Annotated in this window: 20 protein-coding genes; 9 read left to right on the top strand and 11 right to left on the bottom strand. The window is 68.1% G+C overall.

Annotation, left to right across the window (positions count from 1 at the left end; translation table 11 throughout):
• Positions 1–124 precede the first annotated feature (124 nt).
• Positions 125–613, top strand: a complete 489-nt coding sequence (locus ACFQQC_RS13745) for a nuclear transport factor 2 family protein (protein WP_376862999.1) — start codon at positions 125–127, stop codon at positions 611–613.
• On the opposite strand, the gene ACFQQC_RS13740 is transcribed toward ACFQQC_RS13745, so the two are convergent.
• Entirely contained in the window at positions 607–1,515 is a 909-nt protein-coding gene (locus ACFQQC_RS13740) for a hypothetical protein (protein WP_376862998.1), read from the bottom strand. The genes ACFQQC_RS13745 and ACFQQC_RS13740 overlap by 7 nt on opposite strands.
• Positions 1,516–1,640: 125 nt before the next feature.
• On the opposite strand from ACFQQC_RS13740, the gene recO reads away from it, so the two are divergent.
• Entirely contained in the window at positions 1,641–2,372 is a 732-nt protein-coding gene (gene recO, locus ACFQQC_RS13735) for a DNA repair protein RecO (protein ID WP_376862997.1), read from the top strand.
• Here the strand turns inward: recO and ACFQQC_RS13730 are convergent.
• Both ACFQQC_RS13730 and ACFQQC_RS13725 read right to left on the bottom strand, forming a co-directional pair.
• Complete coding sequence (locus ACFQQC_RS13730; RefSeq protein ID WP_376862996.1) at positions 2,369–4,096, bottom strand: cytochrome c biogenesis protein DipZ; 1,728 nt, start codon at positions 4,094–4,096, stop codon at positions 2,369–2,371. The two genes, recO and ACFQQC_RS13730, sit on opposite strands and share 4 nt — an antisense overlap.
• A gap of 55 nt (positions 4,097–4,151) precedes the next feature.
• A complete protein-coding gene (locus tag ACFQQC_RS13725; protein WP_376862995.1) occupies positions 4,152–5,231 on the bottom strand; it encodes an NAD(P)H-dependent flavin oxidoreductase in 1,080 nt (359 codons plus the stop codon).
• Between the two features lie 98 nt (positions 5,232–5,329).
• On the opposite strand from ACFQQC_RS13725, the gene parC reads away from it, so the two are divergent.
• The 3 genes from parC to ACFQQC_RS13710 all read left to right on the top strand — a co-directional run bounded on the left by parC (position 5,330) and on the right by ACFQQC_RS13710 (position 9,271).
• Positions 5,330–7,543 (top strand): DNA topoisomerase IV subunit A, encoded by a 2,214-nt coding sequence (gene parC / locus ACFQQC_RS13720; RefSeq protein WP_376862994.1) that lies wholly within the window; start codon positions 5,330–5,332, stop codon positions 7,541–7,543.
• Positions 7,544–7,639: 96 nt separating this feature from the next.
• Positions 7,640–8,212, top strand: coding sequence for a LemA family protein (locus tag ACFQQC_RS13715; RefSeq protein WP_376862993.1), 573 nt, complete (start codon positions 7,640–7,642; stop codon positions 8,210–8,212).
• Between the two features lie 12 nt (positions 8,213–8,224).
• Positions 8,225–9,271 (top strand): M48 family metallopeptidase, encoded by a 1,047-nt coding sequence (locus ACFQQC_RS13710; RefSeq protein ID WP_376862992.1) that lies wholly within the window; start codon positions 8,225–8,227, stop codon positions 9,269–9,271.
• Here ACFQQC_RS13710 and ACFQQC_RS13705 read toward each other — a convergent pair.
• Both ACFQQC_RS13705 and ACFQQC_RS13700 read right to left on the bottom strand, forming a co-directional pair.
• The gene (locus tag ACFQQC_RS13705; protein ID WP_376862991.1) at positions 9,241–10,002 is read right to left on the bottom strand and encodes an arginyltransferase; all 762 of its coding nucleotides are present in this window, start codon (positions 10,000–10,002) and stop codon (positions 9,241–9,243) included. The genes ACFQQC_RS13710 and ACFQQC_RS13705 overlap by 31 nt on opposite strands.
• Positions 10,003–10,129: 127 nt before the next feature.
• Entirely contained in the window at positions 10,130–11,029 is a 900-nt protein-coding gene (locus ACFQQC_RS13700) for a flagellar motor protein MotB (protein WP_376862990.1), read from the bottom strand.
• A 126-nt stretch (positions 11,030–11,155) separates the two neighbouring features.
• On the opposite strand from ACFQQC_RS13700, the gene ACFQQC_RS13695 reads away from it, so the two are divergent.
• The gene (locus ACFQQC_RS13695) at positions 11,156–11,659 is read left to right on the top strand and encodes a flavin reductase family protein (protein ID WP_376862989.1); all 504 of its coding nucleotides are present in this window, start codon (positions 11,156–11,158) and stop codon (positions 11,657–11,659) included.
• Positions 11,656–12,525 (top strand): NAD(P)-dependent oxidoreductase, encoded by an 870-nt coding sequence (locus ACFQQC_RS13690; protein WP_376862988.1) that lies wholly within the window; start codon positions 11,656–11,658, stop codon positions 12,523–12,525. Before ACFQQC_RS13695 ends, ACFQQC_RS13690 begins: the two co-directional genes overlap by 4 nt.
• A 3-nt stretch (positions 12,526–12,528) precedes the next feature.
• Here ACFQQC_RS13690 and ACFQQC_RS13685 read toward each other — a convergent pair whose 3' ends face one another.
• Positions 12,529–15,009 (bottom strand): TonB-dependent receptor, encoded by a 2,481-nt coding sequence (locus ACFQQC_RS13685; protein ID WP_376862987.1) that lies wholly within the window; start codon positions 15,007–15,009, stop codon positions 12,529–12,531.
• A 330-nt stretch (positions 15,010–15,339) separates the two neighbouring features.
• On the opposite strand from ACFQQC_RS13685, the gene ACFQQC_RS13680 reads away from it, so the two are divergent.
• A complete protein-coding gene (locus ACFQQC_RS13680) occupies positions 15,340–15,753 on the top strand; it encodes a DUF1801 domain-containing protein (RefSeq protein WP_376862986.1) in 414 nt (137 codons plus the stop codon).
• On the top strand, positions 15,750–16,037 hold the full coding sequence (locus ACFQQC_RS13675; protein WP_376862985.1) for a hypothetical protein: 288 nt from the start codon (positions 15,750–15,752) through the stop codon (positions 16,035–16,037). The genes ACFQQC_RS13680 and ACFQQC_RS13675 overlap by 4 nt, the downstream gene beginning before the upstream one ends.
• A gap of 37 nt (positions 16,038–16,074) precedes the next feature.
• Here ACFQQC_RS13675 and lpdA read toward each other — a convergent pair whose 3' ends face one another.
• The 5 genes from lpdA to ACFQQC_RS13650 are packed head-to-tail and all read right to left on the bottom strand — an operon-like array spanning position 16,075 to position 20,926.
• Positions 16,075–17,481: a dihydrolipoyl dehydrogenase gene (lpdA, locus tag ACFQQC_RS13670; RefSeq protein ID WP_376862983.1), complete on the bottom strand. Its 1,407-nt coding sequence runs from the start codon at positions 17,479–17,481 to the stop codon at positions 16,075–16,077.
• Between the two features lie 2 nt (positions 17,482–17,483).
• Positions 17,484–17,963: a glutathione peroxidase gene (locus tag ACFQQC_RS13665; protein WP_376862981.1), complete on the bottom strand. Its 480-nt coding sequence runs from the start codon at positions 17,961–17,963 to the stop codon at positions 17,484–17,486.
• A 14-nt stretch (positions 17,964–17,977) separates the two neighbouring features.
• On the bottom strand, positions 17,978–19,249 hold the full coding sequence (locus ACFQQC_RS13660; protein WP_376863237.1) for a pyruvate dehydrogenase complex dihydrolipoamide acetyltransferase: 1,272 nt from the start codon (positions 19,247–19,249) through the stop codon (positions 17,978–17,980).
• 11 nt (positions 19,250–19,260) lie between these two features.
• Positions 19,261–19,563 (bottom strand): DUF5076 domain-containing protein, encoded by a 303-nt coding sequence (locus ACFQQC_RS13655; RefSeq protein ID WP_376862980.1) that lies wholly within the window; start codon positions 19,561–19,563, stop codon positions 19,261–19,263.
• A complete protein-coding gene (locus ACFQQC_RS13650) occupies positions 19,553–20,926 on the bottom strand; it encodes a pyruvate dehydrogenase complex E1 component subunit beta (RefSeq protein ID WP_376862979.1) in 1,374 nt (457 codons plus the stop codon). Before ACFQQC_RS13650 ends, ACFQQC_RS13655 begins: the two co-directional genes overlap by 11 nt.

Raw genomic sequence — 20,926 nt, 5'->3', positions numbered from 1 at the left:
TCTGACGCTACGGTGACGCTGGGGGTCTAGGCCTCTGCCGGAGCCGGGTCCACCACCCGATGTTCACAGGCGACAAGCGAACGCCGTCGCGTCATCCTGCCTCTCTGATCGGGAGACTGAGCTCATGAAGACCCTCGCCGCCGCGACCGCCGCCCTGCTGCTGCTCGCGCCCGCCGCCTTTGCCCAGACGGGGACCCAGACCGCCGAGGCCGACATCGGCCGGGTGCTGGACCAGCTCAACATCGCCTCAACCGCCGCCGACACCACGGCCTATTTCAGCCTGTTCACCCCCGACGCCCGCTTCATCGGCACGGACGCGACCGAGCGCTGGTCGCTGCCGGAATTCCGCGCCTACACCGAGCCCTATTTCGCGCAGGGGCGGGGTTGGACCTACACGCCGCGCGACCGGGTGATCACCATCGCCCCGATCGACTGCCGCTGCCTCGCCTGGTTCGACGAGGTGCTGGACAACGCCAGCTACGGCGTCACCCGCGGCTCGGGCGTCCTGCGCCTGACCGAAGACGGCTGGAAGATCGAGCAGTACGTCCTCAGTTTCACCATCCCCAACGACAAGGCCCGGGCCGTCGTCGATGTGGTGCGCGCCGGTCAGTAGCGGGCGGACGCGGCCCTGATCCTCTGTTCCTGAGCGACCATACGCTGGTCCAGTTCGGCGGAGATCTGCTGGACCCGCGTCGCATGGATGTTGAAGGCGTTCATGTCGGACGTGCTGGTGAAGGCGATCTGACCGTACTCCACCAGCCAGCGACGCCGCTCCAGAATAGTCAGTTGGCTGTCCATCTCGTCGAACAGCATGGTGCTGAGTTCGGCCCCGATCGCCGTCTCGGCCTTCTCGTGCGCCACGCCTTCCTCGAAGCTGCGGAGCATCTGGGCCCGACGCGGGCCGGACACCGGCATGGCGGCGATCTCGTTGCGGGCCTGAGCGCGCAGACCCTCGTCCTGCACATTGGCCCGGGCCTGCATTTCGCGCAGGGCTTGCACCTTGTCGCGGGCCCGGCGCAATCCACCCGGCTCGGCCAGATCAACGGCCTCGAAGAAGTCCTGGCCGACCAGGGCGTCACGCTCCGCGAACATGCGTTCGCGCGCGGCGGCGCGGCGCTCCGCCACGCCATGACGGATGGCGACCATCGCGTCCTGTTCGGCCGCCATGCCCGCACCGATCACCCGGAAGCCGGACGCCGGCACCGCCCCCACGACCGCGACGCCGCCCAGAACCGCCAGCAGCACCAACCCCTTCGACGTCTTGCGACGCCCCAGCACGAACTGCAGGAACAGCCAGACGACCAGCGCCCCCGCCAGACCGCCCGCCAGACCGACGCCGAGCCCCAGCGCCAGATCCGCCGGCATGCTGGCCGTGCCCGTCACCTTCGTCAGCGACTGACCGACCGAGAAGGCGAAGGCCCAGACGAAGACGGCGATACCGCCGAACACCGGCCCGGAATAGCTCTTGGGCTTGCGGGCCTGACGCCGCGAGTTGGACGTCGGAAAATCAGTCAAGGCATGCCCCCCGGCGAACACTGAACGCCGTCAGGCTTACCCCGCGCCGCCCGCCTTGCACAGCGAAGCTTTCAGGAAACCGATGCCGTCTGTTCCCCGGACGTTCCGCGCGCTAGAGCAGGGACATGGACTTCACCGAAGACGCCTTCGTCCTCTCCGCCCGCGCCCACGGCGACACCGGGGTGGTGGTCGATCTGCTGACCGAGGGGCAGGGACGTCGCGCCGCCTATGTGGCCGGCGGCGCCTCGCGCAAGATGAAACCCTTCCTGCAGCCCGGCGCCCGCGTCGTCGCCGAGTTCCGCGCCCGGACCGCCGACCAGTTGGGCTCGGCCCGACTGGAGCCGGTAGGCGAGGGGCCCAGCGCCCTGTTTGACGATCCGCTGGCTCTCACCGGACTGGCCGCCGCCGCCGCCGTCGCCCAGGGCGCCCTGCCGGAGCGCGAGCCGCACCCCGGCGCCTTCCTGGCCTTCGAGGCCCTGATGGGCGCCTTCATTCTGCCGGAGGTCTGGCCCGCCGTCTTCGTGCGCTTCGAGGCGGGCCTGCTGGAGGATCTGGGCTTCGGCCTCGACCTCAGCCGCTGCGCCGCCACCGGCTCGACCGACGACCTCTGCTGGGTCAGCCCCCGCACCGGCCGCGCCGTCAGCCGCGAGGCCGGAGAGCCCTATGCGGGAAAGCTGCTCAACCTGCCGCCCTTCATGCTCGGCGCCCAGGCGGGGTTGGCGGACGGCGACATCGGCCACGGCTTCGAGCTGACCGGCCATTTCCTCGAGCAGTTCGTCTTCCACCCGCTGGACCGCCCCCTGCCGCCCGCCCGCGTCTGGATGATCGACAAGTTGCGCGAGGCGGGGCGGCTCTAGCCGAAGGTGAAGGCGAAAACCCGGGCGCCGGGATCGAGGAATTCGATCTCGAACGTGCGCTCGCGCACCTCGCCGGTCTGACGCACCAGCTGATACAGACGCTCGCCGTCGATCCGGCCCAGCCCCTGCGCATCAATATCCATGCCCGCGTCGCGTCCCGGCGCCTGGCCGTCGATCCGGACGCGGAAGCGCGGCGTCTGTCCAGACGCGCCAGGCCCCATGACCAGATGCAGGTCGCGCGCCCGGAAGCGGAAGACGACACGGCCGCCCGCCGCCCGGAGGTCGGCGTGCTCCTCCGTCACCCGCCAGCGCCCCGCAAGGCTCCAGTCGTTCAACGACAGGGGGCGGGCGGCGTAGTCCTTCTCCGCATCGCGCGCGAAGCCGCCGGCCGAGCGGAAATTCTCGGCCCGGCCATAGCCGACATAGGTCTCCGGCGAGGCGACCCGGGCGAAGTCGGCCGGCGCCGCCGCGCCCTGCGCCTCCACCCGCACCGTCCCGTCTGCGACCTGCGCGCCGGCCTCCCTCAGCAGTTGCTGGATGACCCGCTCCGAACCCGCGTAATCGCCCTCGCCGAAATGGTGGTGGCGGATGCGCCCCTGCGCGTCGATGAAATAGTGGGCGGGCCAGTAGTTGTTCCGGAAGGCGCGCCAGATGGCGAAATCGTTGTCCATCGCGACCGGATAAGTCACCCCCAGCCGCTCGATGTTCTGGCGGACATTGTCTTCGGACTTCTCGAAAGCGAACTCGGGCGTGTGGACGCCGATCACCACCAGACCCTGGTCCCGGTACTTCTCGGCCCAGGCTTTGACGTAGGGGATGGAGCGCAGGCAGTTGATGCAGGAGTAGGTCCAGAAGTCGACGACCACGACCTTGCCGCGCAGTTGCTCGGTCGTCAGGGGCGGGGAGTTGAGCCAGGTCGTCGCGCCTCTCAGCGGCGGCATGATGCCCTCCACCGGCAGGTCGCTCACATCGTCCGGCGCCCGGTTCGCGGGCGCGCCTTGCCCCACAGAGGTCAGCAGGGCCTGTTCGATGCGTCCGGTGCCGGCGGCGGAGATGCGGGTCAGCAGCCCGGTGTCCAGCCCCAGACCGATGGCGACCACCCCGGCCAGCACCAGCGCGCCCAGACCCCGCCTCAGCCATTCTCCGGCCCCCAGCGCGCCTTTCATCGCCCTGAACACCCGTCCGCCTGTCAGCAGGGCCAGCGCCAGCGAGGTGGCCGCCCCCGCGGCATAGGCCAACAGCAGGACCGTCGAGCCCACGCCCGCCCCCTGCAGCGCCGCCCCGGTCAGGATCAGGCCCAGGATCGGCCCCGCGCAGGGCGCCCACAGCAGGCCGGTCGCCACGCCCAGCAACAGGGAGGTTCGAACATCGCCCTCATCGCCCGACTGCCGCTCCGCACGATCGGTCAGCCACGATCCTGCGGCCACGAACGGCCGCATCAACCGGTCGCCGACGGAAGGAACAAGCAGGCTTAGCCCCAGCACCGCCATGACCGCCAGCGCGATCCAGCGGCCGACCTCATTGGCCCGGACCGCCCATCCGCCGCCCAGCGCCGCGAGGGTGGCGACCCCGGCGAAGGTGACCGCCATCCCGACCAGCAGGGGGAAGCCGTTGCGCACGAACGGGCGGTCCGCGCGGGCGAAGACGAACGGAAGAACCGGCAGGATGCAGGGACTGACGATGGTCAGGGCCCCGGCCAGATAGGAGAGCAGAAACAGGATCATGCGAGGGCCTCGCCCATGCGGCTATGGTCTGGATACGTCGCCCGGCCGGATCGGATCACCGCCGGGCGTCACGATCACCCAGTCGCGCCAGGACCTGATCCATCTCCGCAGCCAGCGTCTCCACCAGCGCCCCCGCCGGCATCGCCCGACCCAGCGGCGCGCCCTGACCGGCCCAGTTTGGCATGTAGCCGGTATCTCCCGCCGCCGTGGCCGCCGTGTTCAGCGTCTTGCCGATGTCGTAAGCGAAGGGGTAGGGCGCGATCCGGGTCTCGTCGGCGCGGCGCATGAAGGCGTTCTCCAGCCCCCGCGCCGGACGGCCCGAGATCGCCGCGCTGACCCGCGTCCGTCCCGCCTCCGGCCCGGCCAGCTTCGCCCGATAGACTGCACCGGCCGCGCTTTCCGGACAACTGACGAAGGCGGTGCCCAATTGGGCGCCCGCCGCCCCCAGCGCCAGCGCCGCCGCGATCCCCGCGCCGTCCATGATTCCGCCCGCCGCGATCACCGGAATGTCCAGCGTCGTCGCCAGCAGCCGGGTCAGGGGCAGGGTGGCGAAGCGCGGATCGTCCGCCGGATCGAACACCCCGCGATGCCCGCCGGCCTCGACGCCCTGCGCCACCACCACGTCGATCCCCGCGGCCTGCGCCGCCCGGCCTTCCTCCGGCGAGGTGGCCGTGGCCAGCAGCACGATCCCCGCCGCCTTCAACGCCGCGATCCGGGCCGCGTCCGGCAGGCCGAAATGGAAGCTGACCACGGCGGGTCGTTCCGCGATCAGCAGGGCCAGGGCGTCATCGTCCACCCGGAAGCTGCGGTAGATGTTGTTCAACGCCGCCGGCGGCTCGGCCCCGAACGCCGCGAACAGCGGCCGCAGGCTTTCGATCCAGTCGGTATTGCGCGCCGGATCGGCCTCGGCCGGGTCGTGGCAGAAGACGTTCACATTGAACGGCCCGTCCGTCAGCGCCCTTGTCGCCCGGATCGCCGCCCGGGCTTCGTCCGTCCCGACCGAGCCGATGGCGATGGAGCCCAGTCCGCCCGCTGTCGTCACCGCCGCCGCCATCTCCGGCGTCGAGGTTCCCGCCATCGGCGCCTGGATGATCGGATGGCGCAGGTTCAGGCGGCGGGTGAGGGCGGTCTGCATGGGCGATACTCCAATGATCCCCAGATAGGCGGCGCTTCGTCCCCCGCCAGTCCAAGGCTGCGCTAGACTTGTCGGCTCAGATTGCCGATTCGGAACCCATGAGCATCCACACGCCTCCGCCCGAGGGCGGCCGCATTGTCGAAGAGCCGATGGGCGATGCGCTGTCCAAGCGCTACCTCGCCTACGCCCTGTCGACCATCACCAACCGGGCCCTCCCGGACGTGCGCGACGGCTTCAAGCCGGTCCACCGCCGAATCATGTACGCCATGCACCAGATGCGGCTGAACCCGCAGGCGGCGGCGCGCAAATGCGCCAAGGTCGTCGGCGAGGTCATGGGTGGCTATCACCCGCACGGCGACGCCTCGATCTATGACGCCCTGGTGCGTCTGGCCCAGGATTTCTCCCAGCGCTATCCGCTGGTCGACGGGCAGGGCAATTTCGGCAACATCGACGGCGATAGCGCCGCCGCCATGCGCTACACCGAGTGCAAGCTGACGCCCGCCGCCGTCCTGCTGATGGACGGCATCGACCAGAACGCCGTCGACTTCCGCCCCACCTATGACGACCAGGACGAAGAGCCGGTCGTCCTGCCCGCCGGCTTCCCCAACCTGCTGGCCAACGGCTCGTCGGGCATCGCCGTCGGCATGGCCACCTCGATCCCGCCGCACAACGTCGGCGAACTGATCGACGCCTGCCATCTGCTGCTCGAAAACCCCGAGGCGACGACCGAGGAACTGGTGCAGATCGTGCCCGGCCCGGACTTCCCCACCGGCGGCGTCTCGGTCGAGGGTCACGCCTCCATCCTCGACGCCTATGAGACCGGCCGGGGCGGCGTTCGCCTGCGGGCCCGCTGGGAAACCGAGGATCTGGGCCGCGGCGTCTGGCGCATCATCATCACCGAGATCCCCTATCAGGTGCAGAAGTCGCGCCTGATCGAGGCGCTCGCCGACCTGATCGAGAACAAGAAGGCCCCGCTGCTGGGCGACGTGCGCGACGAGTCGGCGGAAGACATCCGCCTGATTCTCGAGCCCAAGACCCGGACGGTAGAGCCTGAAGTTCTTATGGAAAGCCTGTTCAAGCTTTCCGATCTGGAAGTCCGCTTCCCGATCAATATGAACGTGCTGGACGCCACCGGCACCCCCCGCGTCCTTGGCCTCAAGGCCTGCCTGCGCGCCTTCCTCGATCACCGCCAGGAAGTCCTCATCCGCCGCGCCCAGTGGCGGATCGAGCGCGTCGAGAAGCGCCTGCACCTGTTGGAAGGCCTGCGCATCGTCTTCCTCAACCTGGACGAGGTCATCCGCATCGTCCGCGAAGAGGAACAGCCCAAGGCCGTCCTGATCGCCCGCTTCGGCCTGTCGGAGATGCAGGCGGACTACATCCTCGACACCCGCCTGCGTCAGCTGGCGCGGATCGAGGAAATGGCGATCGAGAATGAATTCAAGGAACTGTCCGAAGAACTTGCCAACCTGCAGTCACTGTCCACCTCGCCGGCGAAACAGTGGAAGCAGATCGGCAAGGATCTGGAGGTGGTCCGCAAGGCCCTGATCTCGCCGCGTCGCACCACCATCGCCGAGGCCGTCGACACCTCCGCCTTCGTCGCGCCCGAAGCCTTCATCCCGCGCGAGGCCATCACCGTCATCCTGTCGGAACGCGGCTGGATTCGCGCCGCCAAGGGCAAGGTCGAGGATCCGTCGGAGCTGAAGTTCAAGGAGGGCGACAGCCTGGCCTTCCTGGTCCCGGCCTATACGACCGACAAGCTTCTGGTCGCCGCCTCGGACGGCCGCATCTTCACCATCGGCGCCGACAAGCTGGCCTCGGGCCGCGGCCACGGCGAGCCGCTGCGCCTGATGATCGAGCTGGACGAGAAGGCCGAGATCATCAACCTGCTGGCCCACCAGCCCGGCGGCAAGCTGCTCATCGCCTCGAAGGCCGGCTACGGCTTCATCGCGCCGGAAGACGACCTGCTGGCCCAGAAGCGCGGCGGCAAACAGGTGCTGAACGGCGACCTGCTGGCCGCGATCCGCGTGCCCCAGTCCCCGGCGGGCGATCACGTCGCCACCATCGGCGAAAACATCAAGGCGCTGATCTTCCCGCTCGCCGAACTGCCCGAAATGGGCCGCGGCAAGGGGGTGAAGCTGCAGAACTTCAAACAGGGCGGTCTGGTCGATGTCGCGGTGTTCAACGCCGAACAGGGACCGGAGTGGGCCGACGGCGGCGGCCGTCGCCGCAACTGGCCCGACTGGAAGGACTGGCTGGGCAAGCGGGCCCAGGCCGGCCGTCAGGGACCGCGCGGCATGCGGAAATTCCGCTAGGATGCGACCAAAGGTGACGCCGATTTCACTACCGGTCGGCGTCACCAGCCACGATAATCACTGAAGGCCGGGCGTCCGGCCGCTTTGGAGAGCCTCATGCTCATCACCCTGATCGTCATCGGCGTCATCGTCGCCATCCTGCTGTTCGTCGTCATCGGCGGCTACAACAAGCTGGTGGCCCTGGATCAGCGCGCCGACCAGTCGTTCGCCGACATCGACGTCCAGCTGAAGCAGCGTCAGGATCTGATCCCGAACCTGGTCGAGACGGTGAAGGGCTATGCGGCGCACGAGCGCGGCACCCTGGACGCCGTGACCCAGGCCCGCGCGGCCGCCGCCGGCGCCACCTCGGTCAATGACAAGGTGCAGGCCGAGAACATGCTGACCGGCGCCCTGGGCCGCCTGTTCGCCGTCGCCGAGGCCTATCCGGACCTCAAGGCCAACACCAACTACCTCGAACTGCAGCGCGAGCTGTCGGACCTCGAGAACAAGCTGGCCGCCGCCCGCCGCTTCTTCAACAATGCGGTCAGCGAGTTCAACGCCGTCCGTCGTCAGTTCCCGACCGTCCTGTTCGCCGGCATCGTCGGCTTCGGTTCGGACAAGCCCTTCTTCGACGTGGGCGCAGCCGAGCGCGCCGCGCTGAACGCCGCGCCGCCGCAGGTGCAGTTCTAAGTCGATCCTGCCATGGGCGCTGTCGGGCTCCAGACCCATATCTGGGCGAACAACACACGGTCGATCCTGCTGCTGGCGACCTTCCCCATCCTGGTCGGCTTCATCCTCTACGGGGTGCAGCTGATCCTGATGGGGTTCGGCGTCCTGCCGGGCAGCGGCAAGGGGCTGGGCGATGACATGGCGCTGGCCGCGTCCTGGCTGACCTTCACCGTGCCCGCCGCCTTCGTCATCGCCGCCGTCTGGTTCGCCATCGCCTATTTCGGCAGCCAGACCCTCGTCGACATGCTGACCGGCGCCCGCAAGGTCGAGCGCAAGACCGAGCCGGACCTCTATAACCTGCTGGAGAACCTGGCGATCTCGCGCGGCCTTCGCACGCCGACCCTGCGCGTCATCGACAGCGACAGCCTGAACGCCTTCGCCACCGGCCTGCATGAGGGCCAGTACAGCGTCACCGTCACCCGCGGTCTGGTCCGGACCCTGACCCGCGACGAGCTCGAGGCCGTGCTGGCCCACGAACTGGTCCACGTCATCAACAAGGACGTGCGGACCATGATGATCGCCTCGATCTTCGCGGGCATCATCAGCGTCATCGCCGAGATGGTCTTCCGGGCGCTGCTCTATTCCGGCGGCGGCCGTCGCCGGGACGACAACAAGAACGCCATGCCTCTGATCCTGATCGGCATCGCCTTCGCCGCGATCGGCTTCCTGCTGGCCATCGTGATCCGGATGATGCTGTCGCGGACCCGGGAGTATGTCGCCGACGCCGGCGCGGTCGAGCTGACCAAGAACCCCGACGCCATGATCTCGGCCCTGCGCAAGGTCGAGGGCCGGTCCAGCGTCAAGGGGCCGGACGAGCTGCAGCAGCTGTTCCTGGACAACCAGCCGGACGGCGTCGGTCTGGAAGGCCTGTTCGCCACCCACCCGCCGATCCAGAAGCGGGTCGATGCTCTTGTGAAATTCGGAGGAGGGCGCGATCCCGGCCCGTGGTCGGGCGAGCCGTCCCCGTCGGCGTCCCCTTCAGCGTCGGGCTATTCGACCTCGGTGCCGCTGGCCGGTTGATCGGTCAGCCGGGCCCAGCCGAACCGGGTCAGTTGCTCCATCGGCCGGAACGACGCCTTGTAGTCCATCTTCTGCGAGCCCCGGACCCAGTAGCCGAGATACAGGTACGGCAGGCCCACGGCGGTGGCCTGACGGATGTGGTCCAGGATGGCGAACCGGCCCGGACTACGGTCCTCCAGCGCCGGATCGAAGAAGCTGTAGACCATCGACAGCCCGTCCGAGAGCAGGTCGGTCAGGCAGACCCCGACCAGATCCCCCGGCCCGCCGTCCGGGGAGGGCAGGCGGTACTCGATCAGATGGGTGCGAACCGCCGTGTCCTCGACCATGGCCACATAGTCGGCCCAGCCCATCCCGTTCATCCCGCCCTCGGCATGCCGGGCGCCCAGATAGCGCCGCAGCAACTCGAACTGCTCCGCCGTCGCCTCGGCCTCGACCAGATCCCGCGACAGGTCACCGTTCCGCTTCAGGATGCGCCGCTGCGAGCGGGAGAAGGCGAACTCGCCCACCGGCACCCGCACCGAGACGCAGGCGTCGCAGGTCTCGCAGGCCGGGCGGTAGGCGATGTTCTGGCTGCGCCGGAAACCGGCCTGGGTCAGCTCGTCATTGACGTGGGCGCCATCGCTGAACGGCAGGTTGGCGAACACCTTCCGCTCGGTCTGGCCGGGCAGATAGGGGCAGGGCGCCACCGACGTCATGTAGAAGCGAAGCTGGCGCTGGGGAACGAAGGTCACGGAGTCATCTCCGCACCTGAAGGCGTCCGAATTCCGGCGAACCGCTCATGTCCGTATCTGGCGCCGCAATGCAGCGAGGCGCAAGCCCGTTCGCCCGTCGCCCGAACCCGGCGCGACAGGCGGGCGGTCACAGGCTGGTGTCCGTCGGCAGGACCGGCGCCTCGCGCAGCAGCACGATGGCGATCCGGCGGTTGCCCGCCAGCGTCGGATCATCGGGGTACAGCGGGTCAGAGCCCGCCTTGCCCGAGACCTGATAGACCCGATCCGGATCGACGCCCGCGGCCTGCAGCACCAGACGCGAGGCGTTGGCGCGCTCGGAAGACAGGCTCCAGTCCGCCGGCGCCGTGGCCCGGTTCGAGCCCGGCGAGGCCGAGGTGTGGCCGGTGATGGAAATACGGTTCGGCAGCTGGTTGATCACCCGCGCCACCGCCCGCAGCAGCACCTGGGCGCGGGCGTTGGGCCGCGACGAGTTCTGCTCGAACATCGACCGGCCCTCCTGATCGACCAGCTGGATGCGCAGGCCTTCCGGCGTCTGGTCGATGATCAGCTGTTTCGACAGCTCGGCCAGTTCGGGCATCGACTGCATCGCCTGGCGCAGCGATTCGGCGGCCGAGGCGAAGTCGGCGGCCTCGCGGCGGGCGATCTCGTCGCGCAGTTGCTGCTCGCTGGCGCCGGTCAGGTCGGAGCTCTGTCCGGCCTGTTGCGAGTCCAGCGGCGCTTCCGGGGCGAGTTGGGTGATGACCGCGTTGGAGCCCGACGACTTCGCGCCGTCGTCGCCCAGGGCCGTGCCGCCCAGGATGCCGCCCGAGCCCGAGGTCGTCGCCGACACGCTGGCCGGAGCGAAGTATTCGGCGATGCCGCGCTTCTGTTCCGGGTCGGTCGTGTTGATCAGCCACATCAGCAGGAAGAAGGCCATCATGGCCGTCACGAAGTCGGCGTAGGCCACCTTCCACGCGCCGCCGTGGTGGCCGTGCCCGCCACTCTTCTTGATCTTCTTGATGAGGATCGGACGATCGCTCATGGACATGGGAACAGGCCTTCGGACGGCGGAACTGTCCAAACATGGGACAACAGGGTTAAGGCGACGTTTCCCATATCGCCTTCCGGCCTGATCGCGCTTGTTTTGCGGGGCAGGGGACCGTAGGCACGGGGCGTGACGCTTGAACCGCCGCCAGAGCATCCGACCGACGAGACCCGGGCCTATCGCCGGGCGCTGGGATCGTTCGCGACCGGCGTCTGCGTGGTCACGGCCGACAGCCCGCAGGGACCGCTCGGGCTGACCATCAACTCCTTCACCTCGGTATCGCTGGAGCCGCGCCTGCTGCTGTGGTGCATCGACGAGCGCTCCGAGCGCTGGCCCATCTTCGCCGCCGCCGAGCATTTCGCCGTCCATGTGCTGCCGGCGGAAGACCAGGCGACCGCCGAGCGCTTCGCCAAGGGCGTGGCCCTGCTGCAGCCCGGTGAGTACGAGCGGCGCGAGAACGGCCCGCCCTGCCTGCCAGAGGCGCTCGCCCGGTTCGAGTGCGCGGTCCATGACCGCATCCAGATGGGCGACCATATGGTCGTCGTCGGCCGGGTGCTGGCCTTCGACACCGCCGAGGGCGACGCCCTGACCTTCTGGCGCGGCCGGTTCGGGTCGCTGGGAGCAGACCAATGAAGACCGCCTTCGCAGGCCTCGGCGTCATGGGCGCCCCCATGGCGCGCCACCTGATCGCGGCCGGCTATCCGGTCACCGGCTACAACCGCTCGCCGGACAAGGCGCGGGCCTGGGCTGAAGCCCACAGCGGCGCTTTCGCCGCGACCGTGGCCGAAGCCGCCAGCGGCGCCGAACTGTTCATCCTGTGCGTCGGCAATGACGAGGATGTCCGTCAGGTCGTGACCGAGGCCCTGCCGCATCTGGCGAAGGGCGCGGTCATCGTCGACCACACCACGACCTCTGCAAAGGTGGCCCGCGAGATGGCTGCGCTGGCGGCGGGGCAGGGGGCCGTCTTCCTCGACGCCCCGGTCTCCGGCGGTCAGGCGGGCGCCGAGAACGGCCAGCTCAGCGTCATGACCGGCGGCGACGCCGACGCCCTTTCCCGCGTCGAACCGGCGCTGAAGGCCTATTCCAAGGCCATCAAGCACATGGGCCCGGCGGGCGCCGGTCAGCTGACCAAGATGGCCAACCAGATCTGTATCGCCGGCGTCGTGCAGGGCCTCGCCGAGGCGGTGCATTTCGCCCAGTCGGCCGATCTGGACACCGACGCCGTGCTGGACGCCATCTCCAAGGGCGCCGCCCAGTCCTGGCAGATGGAGAACCGCTGGAAGACCATGGCGGCCGGCCAGTTCGACTTCGGCTTCGCCGTCGACTGGATGCGCAAGGATCTGGGGCTGGTGCTCGACGAGGCCCGCGCCAACGGCAGCCACCTCGCCCTGACCGCGCTGGTCGACCAGTTCTATTCCGAGGTCCAGGCCATGGGCGGCGCCCGCTGGGACACGTCCAGCCTCGCCGCCCGTCTGCAGGATCGCAAGCCGACCGCCTGACGGTCAGTAGCGATACCTCAGCGCCAGCGAATAGATCGTCTCCTCGCGGCGGACATCCCGCTGATAGAGCCCCCCGCCGTAGTCGAAGAAGGTCTCGAACGGCTCGCCCAGCAGGTTCGAGGCGTCAAACGCCAGCGTGATCTGCTCCGTCGGCGACCAGCTGGCCGAGACGTCCAGCCGGCCGACGTCATCGACATACTCGCCGACCACGCCGTTGCCGTACCGGGTCCGCAGGTTCCAGGCGACCCGCGCCGAGAACGGACCGGTCTCATACAGGCCGACCAGATTGTAGGAGTATTTCGACACGAACGGCAGGTCGCCGTCGATGTAGGTCCCATTGATCTGCACCCCGAACGGCCTCAGCCACTCCGGCGCGCTCTCGTAGTCCAGGAAGGTCGTGAAGGCGGCCTCGACGCCCTGCAGCGTGGCCGCATCCAGATTCTGGGGGCGCGTGATCCGCAGTTCGCCATAGACCGGATCCTCGACGTCGACCGTCTCATTGACGATGAAGCCGTCGATCTCGCGCCGGAACACGCCCAGCGTCGCCCAGCCCCGGTCCGAGAAATAGTACTCCAGCGTCGCGTCATAGTTCACCGACTCGATCGGCTGCAGGTCGATGTTGCCGCCGCTGGCGACGCGCAGGCCTGAGCTGTCGGGATTGGGCGAGACGAACAGGCCGGGGTTCAGCTGGCCGAAGGCCGGCCGGGTGCGCGTCTTGTTCGCCGCGAAGCGGAGTTGCATCTGCTCCGACAGCGGCATCCGCAGGTTCAGGCTGGGCAGGACGTCGACATAACGGCTGGTGCGGGAGACCGGCGTGAAGGTCTCCTCGTCGCCCACCGTATCGCGGGTCGTGCCGTTGACGGTGACCTCGGTCTCCACCACCCGGACCCCGACATCGCCTTCGAGCGAGAAGCCGAGGAAGGGGAGGGCGAACCCGGTCTGGACATAGCCCGCGAGGGCTGTCTCTCCGGCGCTGAAGCTCTGCTCGGGAATGATCGGCGGATTGCCCGGGGCGAAGCCGGCGAGGGCGCGCAACTGCTCGATGTTGCGCCGGATGCTGTCATAGGTCGGCGTCACCCAGGTCCGCACCGGCTGCACGCCGTCGCCGTTGAACCCTTCCTCGGCCAGCACCAGATCCAGCGGCAGGGCGCTGAGCGGCAGGCCCAGCTCTTCCTGGTTCAGATAACGCTCGCCGTTCTCATAGGCGGCGTTGCGATCCACATAGCGCAGGCCGACCCGCAGATCGGTCAGCAGATCCCCGTTGATCTGCCAGTTCAGATCGGTGCGGACCTGGATGTCGTCGCCGCGGCCCTCATGGCGGCGATCGAACAGGCCGCGATAGATGTAGTTGGCGGGATCGGTCAGATCGACGTCGCGGAAGCCGAAGACCACGCCGCCGTCCTCACGCGGGGTGTCGAAGTCGATGTCCACCACGGGCGTGGACGCCAGCGCCGTATCAAAGCTGTTGATCGAGTTGCCGAAGGTGCTGTCGGTCCGGGCCAGGTCAAACGACCACTCCAGATCACCGGTCGTATAGACGCCGCCGATCGCCACCTGCCAGGTGTCGGTGCGGCCCGCATTGGCGCCCTGCCACATCTCGGGCCGAAGGCCGCCGGAGGCGGTCAGGCTGCGGACGTCGCCGCCCGGGCGCAGGACCACATTCTCGAACACCGTGCCCTCGGCGTAGAGCGGGACGGTGAACTGCCGGTCCGAAACCTTGCCGCGATAGCCCTGGTACAGGCCGTCGATATAGAGCTCCAGCGCCTCGGAAGGCCGCCATTGCAGGGCGATATTGGCCGAGGGCCGCCAGCGGTCGCCCGTGCCGTAGAAGACGCCCACCGCGTCCGGGAAACGGGCGCCGACCAGCGCCGGATCGGCGCTCTGGTCGGTTACAGTTCCAACCACCCCGGAACCCCAACGCACGGAATCCAGATAGTTCAGGCTGGTGTAGGACAGGTTCACCAGCGCCCCGATCTCGCCGACGCCGGTGCTCCACCGGTCGCTGATCAGGATGTCGGCGTTGGGGTCGTAGGATCCGGACTGATTGGCGTAGGTGTAGCGGACCCCGCCGGCGATCTCGCGCCCGTCGAAATCAAACGGCCTGCGCGAACGCACGTTGATCAGTCCCGCGATGCCGCTTTCCAGTCGCCAGGCGGAGCTGGACTTGAACACCTCCAGCGCCGCGACGGCCGACGCGGGGAAGTCCTGCATCGCCACGCCGCGGCCTTCGGCGGTGAAGATATCGCGGCCGTTGTAGCTGGTGGCCACGTCCGGCAGCCCTCGCACCAGAACCCGACCGGCTTCACCGCCGCCGCGTTCGACCTGGACGCCCGTGACCCGCGCCAGAGATTCCGAGGCGTTGCTGTCCGGCAGCTTGCCGATATCCTCGGCGACGATGACGTCGATCACCTCGTCGGCGTTGCGCTTGAGGTTCCGGGCGCTGGTCAGGCTGTCGCGCGAGCCCGTGACGACGACTTCGTTCAACTGGGTCGCCGGCGCCGTCGGTGACGATGCAGACGGGTCGGGCGTCTGACCGCGTGGGGTCTGGGCGACGGCGGCTGAAGCGAGAACAAGCGGAGAAAGAGCGGCGCAACACAGCAGCCGGTGTACTGAAGTCATAGGTCGTCCAGGGCGCGCACCGGACCCCCGTCTGATGCGAACTTGGTTTCGGGGAGTTTCCGAACAGCCCGGTCCGAACGTCACAGGTCCGGTACGGTTTCAACCCTGGGCCAGTATATTTGTTTCGCATAATATATATTAGGCGACAAACGGACCGGACTTGAAACCCGCGCCTTCCTGCGGCCCTATGCCATCATGACCGACAAGCCCGTTCTCCTCTCCGGTGACAATCCGCAGATCGCCAAGGGCGATGGCGATGAACCGGTGCAGGCCTGGATATCCGCAATCCCCGGCTGGAAAAGCGATCTGTCGCGTCGTCTGGACGCGCTGATCGTTCAGGCAGTCCCGGACGTTCGCAAGGCCGTGAAATGGAACTCGCCGCTGTATGGCGCGCCCGGCGCTGAAACCTGGTTCCTCGGACTTCACGGCTTCACCCGCTACGTGAAGGTCAGCTTCTTCAACGGCGCCGAACTGGACCCACCGCCGCCCGGGGCGTCAAAACAGAAGCTCGTTCGATACCTCGACATCCCCGAGGATCATGAGCTTGATGAGGCGCAGTTCATCCAATGGGTGAAGTCTGCCGCGGCGTTGCCGGGAGCGAAAATGTGAGCCGGCTGCTGGCGACCGCCCTGCTCCTGGCGGCGATCGCCGGCTGCGCCTCCCTCCCCGACCCCGAGCCGCGTCTGGCGGCGTTCGAGGCGCGTGCGGAGATGTGCGCCCATTGGGGTGGCGAGTACGACTATGACGCGGAACGCGCAGCCCAGATCCGCGCCGCGCTCAGCAAAGGCCGCTGTGACGCCCTGGACGATGACGCCGGCGCGCTGAAGGCCGCCTATCGATCAGACCCCGCCGCCCTTGCGCGGATCGAAGCCGCCATGGCGGCCTTCCAGTAGAACGAAAGCCGCCCCCGACCGGAGGCGGCTTCGGTCCTTACATGTGCAGCATGCGGCCGTAGGCGTCGAGCTGGGCCTCGTGCATGGCTTCCGACATGGTCGGGTGCGGATAGACGATGCCATGCATGTCCTCCTCCGTCGCCTCCATGGTGATGGCGGTGACGTAGCCCTGAATCATCTCGGTGACTTCGTGGCCGATCATGTGGGCGCCGATCAGCGCGCCGGTCTTCGCATCGAAGATGGTCTTCACGAAGCCCTCGGTCTCGCCGGCGGCCACGGCCTTGCCGTTCACCTTGAACGGGAAGCGACCGACCTTGACCTCGCGCTTCTCGGCGCGGGCGGCCTGTTCGGTCACGCCGACCGAGGCGACCTGCGGCTGGGTGTAGGTGCAGCCGGCGATGGGCGAGACCACGTTCGGGGTCTTGAAGCCGGCGATGTATTCGGCGGCGTGGATACCCTCGTGCGAGGCCTTGTGGGCCAGCCAGGGTGCGCCGGCGCAGTCGCCGATGGCATAGAGGCCAGGCAGATTGGTCTGGCAGTGGCTGTCGATCTTGATGTGGCCGCGGTCCAGCTCGACGCCCAGCGCCTCCAGACCAATGCCGTCGGTGTTGGCGGTGATGCCCACGGCCGAGATGCAGACCTCGGCTTCCAGCGCCTCGGCCTTGCCGCCGATCTCGACATCCACCTTCACGCCCGAGGCCGTCTTGGAGACCTTGGTCACCTTGGCGCCGGTGCGGAATTTGATGCCGCGCTTCTCCAGCGCCTTCTGGGCGGCCTTTGAGATTTCCTCGTCCTCGACCGGCATGATGCGCTCGACGGCTTCCACCACGGTCACTTCCGAGCCCAGGGCGCGATAGAAGCTGGCGAACTCCAGACCGATGGCGCCCGAACCGATGACCACGAAGGTCTTCGGCAGCTTCTTGGGCGCCAAGGCGTCGCGATAGGCCCAGATCTTGTCGCCGTCGGCCTCGAGGCCGATCTGCGGCAGGGCGCGGGCGCGGGCGCCGACGGCCAGCATGACGTTCTTCGCCTCGACGGTGCGCGAACCGCCCGCCTTCAGGGCCACGACGACCTTGGGCGTTCCGGCGGCCTTCTCCAGCTTCGCCTCGCCCTCGATCACCTCGACCTTGTGCTTCTTCATCAGGAAGGTGACGCCCTTGTTCATCGTCGCCGCGACGCCGCGCGAGCGCTGGATGATGGCGTCGAAGTCGAACGACGCGCCGGTCGCCGACAGGCCGTAGTCCTTCAGGTGCGACAGGCTCTCGTACTTCTCGCCCGACTTCAGCAAGGCCTTGGTCGGGATACAGCCCCAGTTCAGGCAGATGCCGCCCAGCGATTCACGCTCGACGATGGCGACCTTCTGGCCCAGCTGCGAGGCGCGGATGGCGGCGACATAGCCGCCCGGGCCCGAACCGATGATGACGAGATCGAATTCAGCAGCCATGGTCAGATCAACTTCTCAATGTCGGCCTTGATGGCCTTGGGTTCGACCTGGGGCGCGTAGCGGGCGACCACCCTGCCCTCCCGGTCGGTCAGGAATTTGGTGAAGTTCCACTTCACGTCGCGCGTGCCCAGAAGGCCGCGCTTCTGGCGGGTCAGCCAGTCGTAGAGCGGATGCCGGTCCGGGCCGTTGACCTCGATCTTGTCGAACATCGGAAAGTCGACGCCGTAGGTCGTGGAGCAGAAGCTGGCGATCTCGTCCGCCCGCCCCGGCTCCTGCGCCCCGAACTGGTTGCAGGGGAAGCCCAGCACCTCGAACGGCGCATCGGCCAGTTCGCGGTGCAGGGTTTCCAGGCCCTCGTACTGCGGGGTGAAGCCACAGCGTGAGGCGACGTTGACGATCAGCAGGGCCTTCCCCGCGAACCGGGACAGCGGAACCTCGGTCCCGTCGATCCCGGCAGCGGTGAAGTCATAGACCGAGGTCATGCCCTGCCCTCGCCTTACGCCAGCATCGTGACGGGATCTTCGATCAGCGGCTTGAACGCCTGCAGGAAGCGGGCGCCCGTCGCACCGTCGACGACGCGGTGATCGCAGGTCATCGTCACCGTCATGACGGTGGCGACGGCCAGCTGGCCGTTCTTGACGACCGGACGCTGCTCGCCCGCGCCGACGCTCATGATCGCGCCCTGCGGCTCGTTGATGATCGACGAGAACTGCTTGATGCCGAACATGCCCAGGTTGGACACCGAGAAGGTGCCGCCCTGGAACTCTTCCGGCTTCAGCTTGCGGTCACGGGCGCGCTTGGCCAGGTCCTTGGACTCGGTGGCGATCTGCGACAGCGACTTCAGCTCGGCCTTGCGGATGATCGGGGTGATCAGGCCGCCGTCGATCGCCACCGCCATCGCCACGTCGGCGTTGTGGTGCATGGCGATGCCTTCGGGCGTGTAGCTGGCGTTGGCTTCCGGCACGGCCTTCAGGGCCATGGCGGCGGCCTTGATGACGAAGTCGTTGACCGAGACCTTCACACCGTCCTTCTCGAGCAGCGCATTGATCTTCGCGCGGGCCGCCAGCAGGGCGTCCAGCTCGACGTCGATGAACAGCGGGAAGTGCGGCACCTGCTGGATCGACTCGACCATGCGGCGAGCGATGGCCTTCTTCATACCGTCCAGCGGGATCAGGTCGTAGCTGCCGTCCGGAATGCCCATCTGGGCCAGCGACTGGACCGGACGCGAGGCGATGCCCGAGGCGGCGGCGGCCGGAGCGGGCTTGGCGCCGCCCTTCGGCGCGGCCTCGACGTCGCGCTTGACGATCCGGCCGTGCGGGCCGGTGCCCTTGATCGACGTCAGATCGACGCCATTCTGGGCGGCCAGACGGCGCGCCAGCGGCGAAGCGAACAGACGACCGCCGTCAGCGGTCTTTACCGGAGCCGGGGCAGCCTTCGGGGCTTCAGCCTTCGGAGCCGGAGCAGACGCTTCAGCCTTGGGCGCTTCAGCAGCCTTGGGCGCATCCGCCTTCGGGGTCTCGGCCTTGGCGGGGGCAGCGGCGCCGCCCTCGTCCTTCAGACGCGCGATCGGGGTGTTCACCTTCACGCCCTCGGAGCCTTCGGCCACGAGGATTTCGGCAATCTCGCCCTCGTCCACGGCCTCGACTTCCATCGTGGCCTTGTCGGTTTCGATCTCGGCGATCACATCGCCCGCCTTGACCACGTCGCCCGCCTTCACGTGCCACTTGGCCAGGACGCCCTCCTCCATGGTCGGAGACAGGGCGGGCATCAGGATGTCGGTCACGCGGTCTCTCCCTGAGCGCCCCCCGCCGCCAGGCGGTGCGCTTCTTCCCAGCCGTTGAGGATCTGCTGGAAGGCTTCCTCGCGGTCGAGACCGACGTTGGCCTCATAGGCGCGCGAGAAGTTGTAGGCGAGTTCCGCCAGGATGGCGCCGGCCAGCTTGGGATCCTTCGGCGCCGGGCGGATGATCGCCTGCGGGCGTTCGCCGACCCACCAGACGCGGATCAGTTCGATGACCTCATCCAGATTGCCGTGCTGCAGCGCGGGATCCGGGATCGGCAGAGCCTTGGTTTCAACCGACATAAGTCACCTTCCGGACAGCGTCCACGATCTTGTCCACGCCGGGCAGAGACAGCGCTTCCAGGTTGGCTGCATAGGGCAGAGGCACGTCTTCCTGGTGCACCCGCAGCGGCGGCGCATCCAGATAGTCGAAGGCGTGTTCGATGACGCGAGCCACCACTTCGGCGCCGACGCCCATCGGTCCCCAGCCTTCCTCGGCCGAGACCAGACGGTTGGTCTTCTTGACGCTTTCGACGATGGTTTCGTGGTCCAGCGGACGCAGGGTGCGCAGGTCGATGACCTCGACGCTGATCCCCTCCTCCGCCAGCTTCTCAGCCGCCTGCAGCGCGAAGCCGACCATGCGGCTGTGCGCCGTGATGGTGACGTCCGTGCCCTCGCGACGGACCTTGGCCTTGCCGATCGGCACGACATAGTCGTCGCCTTCCGGCACGTCGAACTCGAGGCCGTACATCATCTCGTGCTCGAGGAAGACGATCGGGTTCGGGTCGCGGATGGCGGCCTTCAGCAGGCCCTTGGCGTCGGCGGCGTCATAGGGCGCGATGACCTTCAGGCCGGGCACCTGCGCATACCAGGCCGAATAGTCCTGGCTGTGCTGGGCGCCGACGCGCGAGGCCGCGCCGTTCGGGCCACGGAAGACGATGGGCGCCTTGATCTGACCGCCCGACATATACAGCGTCTTGGCGGCCGAGTTGATGATGTGGTCGATCGCCTGCATGGCGAAGTTGAACGTCATGAACTCGACGATCGGCTTCAGGCCCGACATGGCGGCCCCGACGCCCAGGCCGGCGAAGCCGTGCTCGGTGATCGGGGTGTCGACGACGCGGCGGTCGCCGAACTCGTCCAGCAGACCGCGGCTGACCTTGTAGGCGCCCTGGTACTGGGCGACTTCCTCACCGATCAGGAAGACGTTCTCATCACGGCGCATTTCCTCGGCCATGGCGTCGCGCAGGGCGTCGCGGATCGTCGTCTTGACCAGTTTGGCGTCGGCAGGGATCTCCGGGTCCTTCAGCTCGACCTTGGGCTTGACCGGCGCATCCGCGGCCGCGCCTTCGACCGGAGCCGCGTCAGCCTTCGGAGCCTCTTCGGCCTTGGCGGCCTCGGCCTTCGGAGCCGGGGCAGCCGCGCCGTCCTCGCCCGCCAGACGGGCGATCGGCGTGTTGACCTTCACGTTCTCGGAGCCTTCGGCCACCAGGATTTCGAGCACCTCGCCCTCGTCCACGGCCTCGACTTCCATCGTCGCCTTGTCAGTCTCGATCTCGGCGATCACCTGGCCGGCCGACACGGTGTCGCCCGCCTTGATGTGCCATTTGGTCAGCGTGCCCTCTTCCATCGTGGGGGACAGCGCCGGCATCAGAATGTCGGTCAC

This window comes from Brevundimonas sp. GCM10030266 (assembly GCF_042666595.1).
GTDB lineage: Bacteria > Pseudomonadota > Alphaproteobacteria > Caulobacterales > Caulobacteraceae > Brevundimonas.
This window is presented reverse-complemented; position numbering and strand designations above follow the sequence as displayed.

Bases quoted from the DNA above. Each gene is read 5' to 3' on its own strand.
- ACFQQC_RS13730 (WP_376862996.1), bottom strand. From the start codon at position 4,096: ATGATCCTGTTTCTGCTCTCCTATCTGGCCGGGGCCCTGACCATCGTC.
- ACFQQC_RS13700 (WP_376862990.1), bottom strand. From the start codon at position 11,029: ATGTCCATGAGCGATCGTCCGATCCTCATCAAGAAGATCAAGAAGAGT.
- ACFQQC_RS13660 (WP_376863237.1), bottom strand. From the start codon at position 19,249: ATGCCCGCCCTGTCTCCGACCATGGAGGAGGGCGTCCTGGCCAAGTGG.
- ACFQQC_RS13715 (WP_376862993.1), top strand. From the start codon at position 7,640: ATGCTCATCACCCTGATCGTCATCGGCGTCATCGTCGCCATCCTGCTG.
- ACFQQC_RS13710 (WP_376862992.1), top strand. From the start codon at position 8,225: ATGGGCGCTGTCGGGCTCCAGACCCATATCTGGGCGAACAACACACGG.
- ACFQQC_RS13655 (WP_376862980.1), bottom strand. From the start codon at position 19,563: ATGTCGGTTGAAACCAAGGCTCTGCCGATCCCGGATCCCGCGCTGCAG.
- ACFQQC_RS13665 (WP_376862981.1), bottom strand. From the start codon at position 17,963: ATGACCTCGGTCTATGACTTCACCGCTGCCGGGATCGACGGGACCGAG.
- ACFQQC_RS13725 (WP_376862995.1), bottom strand. From the start codon at position 5,231: ATGCAGACCGCCCTCACCCGCCGCCTGAACCTGCGCCATCCGATCATC.
- ACFQQC_RS13690 (WP_376862988.1), top strand. From the start codon at position 11,656: ATGAAGACCGCCTTCGCAGGCCTCGGCGTCATGGGCGCCCCCATGGCG.
- recO (WP_376862997.1), top strand. From the start codon at position 1,641: ATGGACTTCACCGAAGACGCCTTCGTCCTCTCCGCCCGCGCCCACGGC.
- ACFQQC_RS13680 (WP_376862986.1), top strand. From the start codon at position 15,340: ATGACCGACAAGCCCGTTCTCCTCTCCGGTGACAATCCGCAGATCGCC.
- ACFQQC_RS13745 (WP_376862999.1), top strand. From the start codon at position 125: ATGAAGACCCTCGCCGCCGCGACCGCCGCCCTGCTGCTGCTCGCGCCC.
- lpdA (WP_376862983.1), bottom strand. From the start codon at position 17,481: ATGGCTGCTGAATTCGATCTCGTCATCATCGGTTCGGGCCCGGGCGGC.
- parC (WP_376862994.1), top strand. From the start codon at position 5,330: ATGAGCATCCACACGCCTCCGCCCGAGGGCGGCCGCATTGTCGAAGAG.